Source organism: Klebsiella sp. GW_Kp181 (genome assembly GCF_040062315.1).
Classification (GTDB): Bacteria; Pseudomonadota; Gammaproteobacteria; order Enterobacterales; family Enterobacteriaceae; genus Klebsiella; species Klebsiella oxytoca.
Genome location: NZ_JBEAFR010000054.1, coordinates 197,182 through 205,560, shown reverse-complemented (window position 1 = coordinate 205,560; position 8,379 = coordinate 197,182). Strand labels below are relative to the sequence as shown.

The 8,379-nt window shown below is 55.6% G+C and carries 4 protein-coding genes; all 4 read left to right on the top strand.

The annotated features are described in order from the left end of the window. The coding region (locus ABLV11_RS13120; RefSeq protein ID WP_348855331.1) for a type I secretion C-terminal target domain-containing protein at window positions 1-3,262 on the top strand (3,262 nt) is incomplete at its 5' end. 170 nt (window positions 3,263-3,432) lie between these two features. Then, window positions 3,433-4,869 carry a TolC family outer membrane protein gene (locus ABLV11_RS13115; RefSeq protein WP_004100810.1) on the top strand — a complete coding sequence of 479 codons (1,437 nt, stop codon included), beginning with the start codon at window positions 3,433-3,435 and terminating at the stop codon, window positions 4,867-4,869. Then, the gene (locus ABLV11_RS13110; RefSeq protein WP_126488878.1) at window positions 4,866-7,013 is read left to right on the top strand and encodes a type I secretion system permease/ATPase; all 2,148 of its coding nucleotides are present in this window, start codon (window positions 4,866-4,868) and stop codon (window positions 7,011-7,013) included. Before ABLV11_RS13115 ends, ABLV11_RS13110 begins: the two co-directional genes overlap by 4 nt. Further along, window positions 7,010-8,215, top strand: coding sequence for an HlyD family efflux transporter periplasmic adaptor subunit (locus tag ABLV11_RS13105; protein WP_004111917.1), 1,206 nt, complete (start codon window positions 7,010-7,012; stop codon window positions 8,213-8,215). Before ABLV11_RS13110 ends, ABLV11_RS13105 begins: the two co-directional genes overlap by 4 nt. Window positions 8,216-8,379 lie beyond the last annotated feature (164 nt).

The window sequence follows — 8,379 nt, the reverse complement described above, 5'->3', positions numbered from 1 at the left end:
TTCTGACAGCGACTCGGACTCTGACAGCGACTCGGATTCTGACAGTGACTCGGATAGCGACAGCGATTCCGACTCTGACAGTGACTCGGACTCCGATTCTGACAGCGACTCCGATTCCGACAGCGATTCGGATTCGGACAGCGATTCCGACTCCGACAGCGACTCCGATTCCGACAGTGACTCGGATAGCGACAGCGACTCGGACTCTGACAGCGACTCCGACAGCGATTCGGATTCGGACAGCGATTCCGACTCCGACAGCGACTCGGATTCTGACAGCGACTCGGACTCTGACAGCGACTCCGACAGCGATATTGAGGCCAACCCCGATAGCAACAGCCCGGACGTTGTCGCGCTGGAAGGTAACCTGAACAACGTCAGCGGTACCAGCGGTCAACTGGTTGGCCTGACCTTGCTCAGCACCGTCGATGTCTCGCTGCTGGCGGGCAATAATCTGCGCTTTAGCGTGGGATCCGGCACCGTGGAGGATATGACGGTATCGGTGAACGGCAACTCGCTGCTGACGGCGAGCGGATTGCTGACCACTATCGTCAATCTGCTGGGGGCAGGAAATACCCTGAAGGCCGATCTGTCGGTGGTGAATACGGTCACCGGTGAAGTTGTGGCGATAGCGGAAAACAGCGTCTCTATCTCGGCGAGCCTGCTTGGCGGGCTCTCCTACAACGGCACGGTCTCCTTCGCCAATCTGCCGGCCGGTGACTACACCATGGTTATCTCTGCGCCGGAAAGTAACGGCACCCTGGTATCGTTGATCAACGCGCTGGCAGTGGCACAGGTGGCAAGCTTCGTCAACGTAGATGTGACGGATTCGGTTGGCTACAGCGTCGACGCCATTGAAGGTAACGTGCTGGATACAACCGCCAGCGGCGATATGCAGGATAGCGGTCAGGGCATCTCGGTCACCAGTGCGGTATCGGATTCCGTCGACGGATCGACCCCGGTCAATGTGACCAGCGCTGGCGTCGATATCACCGGAGCTTATGGGGTGCTGACGATTCACTCTGATGGCAGCTATAGCTACCAGTTGACCAAAGGCGGGGCCGCTATCGGTAAATCGGATGTCTTTAGCTATACCATTACCGATGAAGCGGGTAATACATCGACGACGAACCTGACGATTAATATCGGCGGCAATATCGAACCGGCGCAGGCCAATCCGGATGCTCAGGAAACGGATCTGACCGCGACGTTCGATACCCTCAACGGAGAAAGCGGTACTGTCGGGCAGCTCGTCGGCGTCTCGTTACTCGGTAACGTCAATGTTGGGTTACTTAACGGTAATAGCTTTGACTTTGATGTGGCCGCCGGCGCGAACGAAAAAGTGCTGCTGACGGTCTCAGGGAGCACCGGACTGAGTCTGGGCGCGGCACTGACGACGCTGCTGAGCCTGTTGGGCGGCGCATCGTCCTTCACGGCGGATCTCTCTATCATCGATAAGGCTACCGGAGAAGTCGTGCAGGTCCTGACAAACGCCGTCAACATTAACGTTAACGGCATCGGGCTCAGCCTCGGCTATAGCGGAGGCGGCTGGTCCTCGATGTTACCTTCAGGATCGTATACGGCGGTGGTCTCATCACCGAATACCGGAGGCCTGCTGGGGGCCCTGCTGGACCTGAACCTGGGGACCTTTGTCAACGTCTCGGTCACCGATTCTGAGGGCTATCACACCGACAGCCTGACGGGCAACGTGCTGCAAAGCGATGGTGCAGGCGACGTAGCGGATACAGGAGTCAATATTAAGGTGACCAGCGTCACCGCCACCTCGGTTAACGGCGCTGAACCTAAGGAGGTCAGCGGCAGCGGAACGACGATAGAGGGCGCATGGGGATCGTTGACCATCCACAGCGACGGTAGCTATACCTATCAGCCTTATGGCGGAGTGAATAGCGTCGGTCAATCGGAAGTCTTTACTTACACCATTACTGACAGCCTCGGCCACACGGCGAGCACCACGCTGACGATCGATATCGATAGCCCGGCTTCGCTGGCGGTCAATGACCAGGTCACGCTGAACGTAGCAACGGCGCTGGCAACGGTGAATGTTCCGGCGATTGACACTGCGGGGCTGAACACAAGCGGTAAATCAACCACGGGAGGCGTATCAGCAACCAGGACCATCAACTTCAGCGTTGGGGCCGATCGCGAAATGGATACGCTCTCGGTGAAAGTGAACTACACCGCGAGTGGCTCGGTGGTCAATACCGTCAAAATAGACAGCACGGTCAGCATTTATCACGTGCTCAGCGATGGCAGTAAGGTTCTGGTATGGCAGGGCACGCCGACAGAGAGCTTGACCACCGTTATCGGCACCACAACAAACGCTGCGGATACGTTAACGCTGACGAATGTGGCATTGAGCGAAGGTAATTACGAGATGGTTCTGGTGTCTAAGGCAACCGCCACTCTTGATACTTTCTTAACGCCGGCACCGAATTATACCGTCGGGGCTTCGATAACCGGTACGACCATTGACACCGCGACGCACTACACGGTAGCGGGAACCAACGTCAGTGGAAATATACAGAACGGAAATAACTCAGGCGGTACGGAAGATTTCCATGGCGTACTGTACTCGTCTTACAGCGTCTCCGGACACACTTCCAGCGGCGCTGCGGAAACCTGGACTTTCCACAGCAATGGCAGTATCACGACCAGCAACGGGACTAACGTAAGCGCAACCAGCGTCACAATTTACGGTGACTATGGCACCCTGACGATGGCGAATAATGGTTCTTACACCTACAGTCTGAAGGCAGGAATGGATGTGTCGACCATCACGCATAAGGAAGTCTTTGCCTACTCGGTAAACGACAGCAATGGCGCTTCTTCCGCGGCGACGCTGACTATCGATCTGCATCCGCAGATTACCGGCAGCGTGAACGGCGACGACATCCACAGTACCGCTTACGACGATACCTTCACCCTGGGCATCGGGGCCGACACGGTAATCTACAACCTGCTGGCCGATGATAATACCGGCGGCAACGGAAGCGATACCTGGAAGGACTTCTCGGTTGCGCAAGGGGATCATATCGACGTATCGGCGCTGCTGGTCGGCTGGGATGGTAACAGCAGTAGCCTGGGCAATTATGTCACCTTGAGCTACGTGGGCAGTAATACGGTGGTATCTATCGACCGCGACGGTGGCGCAGGCGGCCATCAATCGACAACCTTAATCACGCTGGAAGGGGTGCATATCAATTCGCTCAACGAGCTGCTTGATACTAATAACTCCAACTAACTAGCTTAAATCGATGACGGCACAGGGAAGCGCCGTCCAGATTATTTTATCGCGGAGGAATCATTCAGGTCAGTGAAGCGGGAGATCGCCGACTATCATTTAATAAAAATAATGATGCGGAAATTATTATATCCGTTTTTTCAGTGCGTGTTTTCTGAAGGGTAAATTTGATGCGTCTATTTATACAAAAAAGGAATGTCATAACCTGTGGCTATACAGCTCTATTAATCACGTTAAATCCGTCGCTTTCAGCTCATGCGGAAAATTCATATTTGCTGCCGAATGATATTAGCAGCCAGCGTTTAACCGATAATCAGCAGGTCGCGGGGTATAACGACGAGATTATTAACAGTCAGACCCGAATATCCGGTCCGCTGGATATTAAAAAGGCGGTAAAAAACGCGGTGAACTGGCATCCCTCTATTACGCAGGAGGTCAGTAAGCTTCAGGAGATGGCGCAAAAAGTTGATGTGGCGAAAGCAAAATATTACCCGCAAATAAGTGCGGGTATGAATAATGGTTATACAAACACTTATTCTGATGCCGGATATACGCCATCGCTGGTCGTCTCAGTGTCGCAAATGCTTTACGACTTCGGCAAAGTGTCCAGTTCGGTGAGAGCAGCAGACTCCGGCGTGGCTCAGCAGCAGGCCACCGTGATGCTGAATATCGATCAGGTCGCTCACGATACCGCCGCGGCGGTAGTCCAGGTGCAGGGCTATCAAAAGCTGGTTGAAATCGCCAAAGCGCAGGTTAACTCGCTACAGCAGATCGGCGATCTTATTCGCCAGCGCAACGATGCGGGGGCATCTTCATTATCGGACGTTGTGCAGACCGATACCCGCGTGGAAGGCGCGCAATCCACGCTCCTGCAATATCAGGCGGCCCTTGAACGCTGGAAAGCCACGCTCGCGACCTATATCGGCATCGGCGGAATCGCGACGGTAACGGATGATGTCCCGCAGGGAATGGATGCCGCCTGCGCGGTATCCAAAATCGATTACCGTTCCGTTCCAGCGGTACTGGCGGCGCTGGCCCAGGCCGGTCAGGCGCAGGCGCAGCTGGATAACGCCAACGCGCAAATGCTGCCGACGATTTCCCTGGAACCGGAGGTGACCCATTATCTTAACGATAACTACGCCAACAGCGCGGTGCTGAATAAAACGCAATATTCCGCTTGGGTAAAAGTGCAAATGCCTATCTACCAGGGCGGGGCGATGACCGCCTCCCGAGACGCCGCCCAACAAAGTCTGGCGGCGGCGAATGCGGCGATCAAAACCGCCCAGCTGGACGCCAGCCAGAAGCTGAACGCCTCTCGCGATGAAGCGGTCAATCTTGCCCAGTCGCTGGGAATTCAGAAACGTCAGCAGCAGCTGGGCGAGCAAACCCGGGCGCTGTACCAGGATCAGTATCTCCAGCTCGGTTCACGGCCGCTGCTGGATCTGCTCAACGTCGATCAGGAAATTTACCAGGCCAGATTTAGCCAGGTCCTGACGGAATCACAACTGCGCTCGCTGGAGCTGGACTGCCTGTTCAGCACCGGCAAGATGCGCACGGTGTTCGCGCTGGAAAATCAAAATATCCAGGGCGTGGAGATCCGCCCATGACCCCACAAGATGAACGTGCCGGAATACCGCACTTGTCCGATTGGTCGAATGCGATTGCCTTTATTGCCAACCACTATCGACAAAGTTTTTCTCCCGGAACGCTACATGCGGCTGCCGAATGGGCGACGCAGAAAACCCTGCCCGAAGCGCTCCGGCACCTGGCGCGCCACGCCGGATTAAACTGCCAGTTTTTATCCGCCACCGATCAGAAAATGTCGGCCTGGCGGCTACCGCTCGTTATCCAACTGCGCGATGGCCAGGTGGCGATAGTTGAAAGCTTTGACGTCAATAATGCCGTCGGGGTGCGGTTCGTGAAGGAGCTGTCGCTGCTCAGCTACTGCCCGCTGGAAACCCTGTTGCCGGAAATTGACAAGACCGTTGCTTTTCGCCCGTCGTCTCCGGAAAGGGATATTCGCACAGAAAGCTATCTGACCCGCTTTCAGCCGGACTGGCTGCGTAAAATTGTGCTGAAAGATCTTCGCCCCTATATGCACGTCATGCTGGCTTCGTTCGCCATTAACGTTCTGGCGCTGAGCGGGATTCTGTTTTCGATGCAGGTATACGATCGGGTGATCCCGGCCCAGTCTTATCCCACTCTTTATGTCCTGTTCAGCGGCGTATTGCTGGCGGCGGTATTTGCTTTTGCGCTGAAAATTATGCGCGGACATGTCACGGATCTGCTCGGCAAACGTGGGGATATTCGCGTCTCGGACCGGGTTTTCGGCCACGCGCTGCGCCTGAAAAACAGCGCAGTGCCGCGCTCAACGGGGAGCTTTATTTCGCAAATCCGCGAGCTGGAGCAGGTGCGCGAAATGATGACCTCAACGATGATGACCATCGTGGCGGATTTACCGTTCTTTTTGCTGTTCCAGGTGGTGCTGTTTATCGTCTCGCCGTGGCTAAGCTGGATAGCGCCGGTGGCGACGGTTCTAATGATCCTGCCCGGCCTGCTATTGCAGCGCAAGCTCGCGGCGCTGGCCAACAAAAATCAGCACGAAAATACCTTACGAAACGCCATTCTGGTGGAGAGTATTCAGGGTTTGCAGGACATCAAAATGATGCAGGCGGAAAGCCGCTTTTTGCATCAGTGGAATAGCTATATTGCGATTACCGCCGAGTCGGGGGTCAGAACGCGCAGGCTCACTCACGGCCTGGTCAGCTGGGGAATGTCGGTACAAAACCTGCTATACGCCACGGTAGTGGTGGTCGGCGCGCCGCTGGTGATTAATGGCGACATCACCACCGGGGCCATGGTAGCGGCATCGATGCTTTCAACCCGCATGGTCGCGCCGATGACCGCGCTGTGCGGCGTGCTTGCTCGCTGGCAGCAGGTGAAAACGGCGAAGGCCAGCCTCGATAATCTGATGGCGCTACCGGTCGAAGGCGGCCAGGACGAACCCCGGGTTCACCGCGCCGTGCTGCACGGTAACTACGAGTTCCGCCAGGCGGAATTCCGCTACGGCCTTAACGACGCCGCGATTCCGCTGCGAATTAACCAGCTATCGATTAAAGCCGGTGAGAGAATCGCCATCCTTGGGCGAATTGGCGCCGGTAAATCGACGCTATTGCAGGCGATGATGGGCAACGTCGAGCTGGTCGCCGGCGAACTGCGGCTGGATGATTTAAGCCTGCCGCAGATCGACCTTGCGGATATTCGCCGCAACGCCACTTTGCTCACCCAGGAGGCGCGGCTGTTTCACGGCACCCTGCGCGAGAATTTAATCCTTGGGCGGCCAGCGGCGACGGATGATGAAATCTTCTCGGTGCTTACCCTGTGCGGCGCTCTGGAGTTTGTACGCAAACTGCCCCTCGGCCTCGAACATATTGTCATGGAAGGCGGGGTGGGGCTTTCAGGCGGCCAGCGCCAGTCGCTGCTGCTGGCCAGAACCCTGCTGCGCGATCCGAACATCGTCCTGCTTGATGAACCGACCTCTTATTTCGACGAGCGAACGGAAAAGGCCTTTGTGGAACAGCTGGCGCTGTGGGCCGGCGAGCGAACGATGATTATCGCCACGCATAAAGCGGCGGTGCTCAATATCGTTGACCGGATTCTGGTCATCCAGGATGGACAGCTGGCGCTGGATAAACCTAAAGCCACCGTATTTGAACAAGAGAAAGCCCGCGGCCAGGTGGTGAATATATGAATAAGCTTCCCCTGATGGCGGATCATGACCCGGTGGCGCTGCTGCCGGATAACGAACAAGACGAAGCGAAGATCGTAAAATCCCGGCGGCTGATACTGCTGCTGGCCGGTATGCTGCTGGTGGGCGCTGTCTGGGCCTGGTTCGCCGTGCTGGATGAAGTCTCTACGGGCACCGGAAAAGTGATCCCCAGCTCCCGGGAGCAGGTGATTCAGACCCTCGATGGCGGCATCTTAACCGAGCTGAACGTGCAGGAGGGCAGCAAAGTGCAAGCCGGACAGGTCGTGGCGCGCCTCGACCCCACCCGCAGCGAATCTAATGTGGGGGAAAGCCAGGCGAAGTATCGCGCCTCTCTGGCGGCGAGCATTCGCTTAACTGCTGAGGTCAACAATCAGCCGCTGGTGTTTCCCGACACTCTGAAAGCCTGGCCCGCGCTGCTGGCGGAGGAGACCCGCCTTTACCATAGCCGTAAGGAGCAACTGAGCAAATCGACGCGTCAGCTGGATGAGTCGTTAAAGCTGGTCAATAGCGAACTGGCCATTACTGAAAAACTGGCGAAAACCGGGGCGGCGAGCAACGTCGAAGTGCTGCGTCTTCGTCAGCAGGTCGCGGATATTAGTTTTAAAAAAATCGATCTCAATACGCGTTATTTTGTTGACGCGCGTGAACAGCTGTCAAAAGCCAATGCCGATGTGGCCAGCCTGGCGGAAGTGATTAAAGGGCGCGCCGATTCGGTGACGCGTTTAACCGTCCGCTCGCCGGTACAGGGAATTGTTAAAAATATTAAGGTCAATACTATTGGTGGGGTTATTGCGCCCAATGGCGAATTGATGGAAATCGTGCCTGTAGACGGCCGTTTATTAATCGAAGCACGGATCTCCCCTCGCGATATTGCTTTTATCCATCCCGACCAGCAGGCGCTGGTCAAAATTACCGCCTATGATTATGCCATCTATGGCGCACTTAACGGCGTGGTGGAAACCATATCGCCGGATACCACTCAGGATGAAGCTAAACCCGATATTTACTACTACCGGGTATTTATCCGTACTGATAATGATTACCTGGAGAATAAGAGCGGCAAGCGCTTTTTAATTGGCCCGGGGATGATCGCTACCGTTGATATTAAGACTGGTGAAAAAACGGTTATGGATTATCTGGTAAAACCATTTAATCGGGCCAAAGAAGCATTAAGGGAGCGCTAATCAAAGTGCGAACATGTTGTCGGCTACGGGTTCTCCGCCGTTTGCGGTCCGGGAGATGTGCCGGGGCTGATACCCCGGCGCGGTATACGGGAATGACAGGTCGGATAAGGCGTCATACGCCACCCGACAATAATGTGGCGCAATCCCTAAAACGAGTTTGTTTG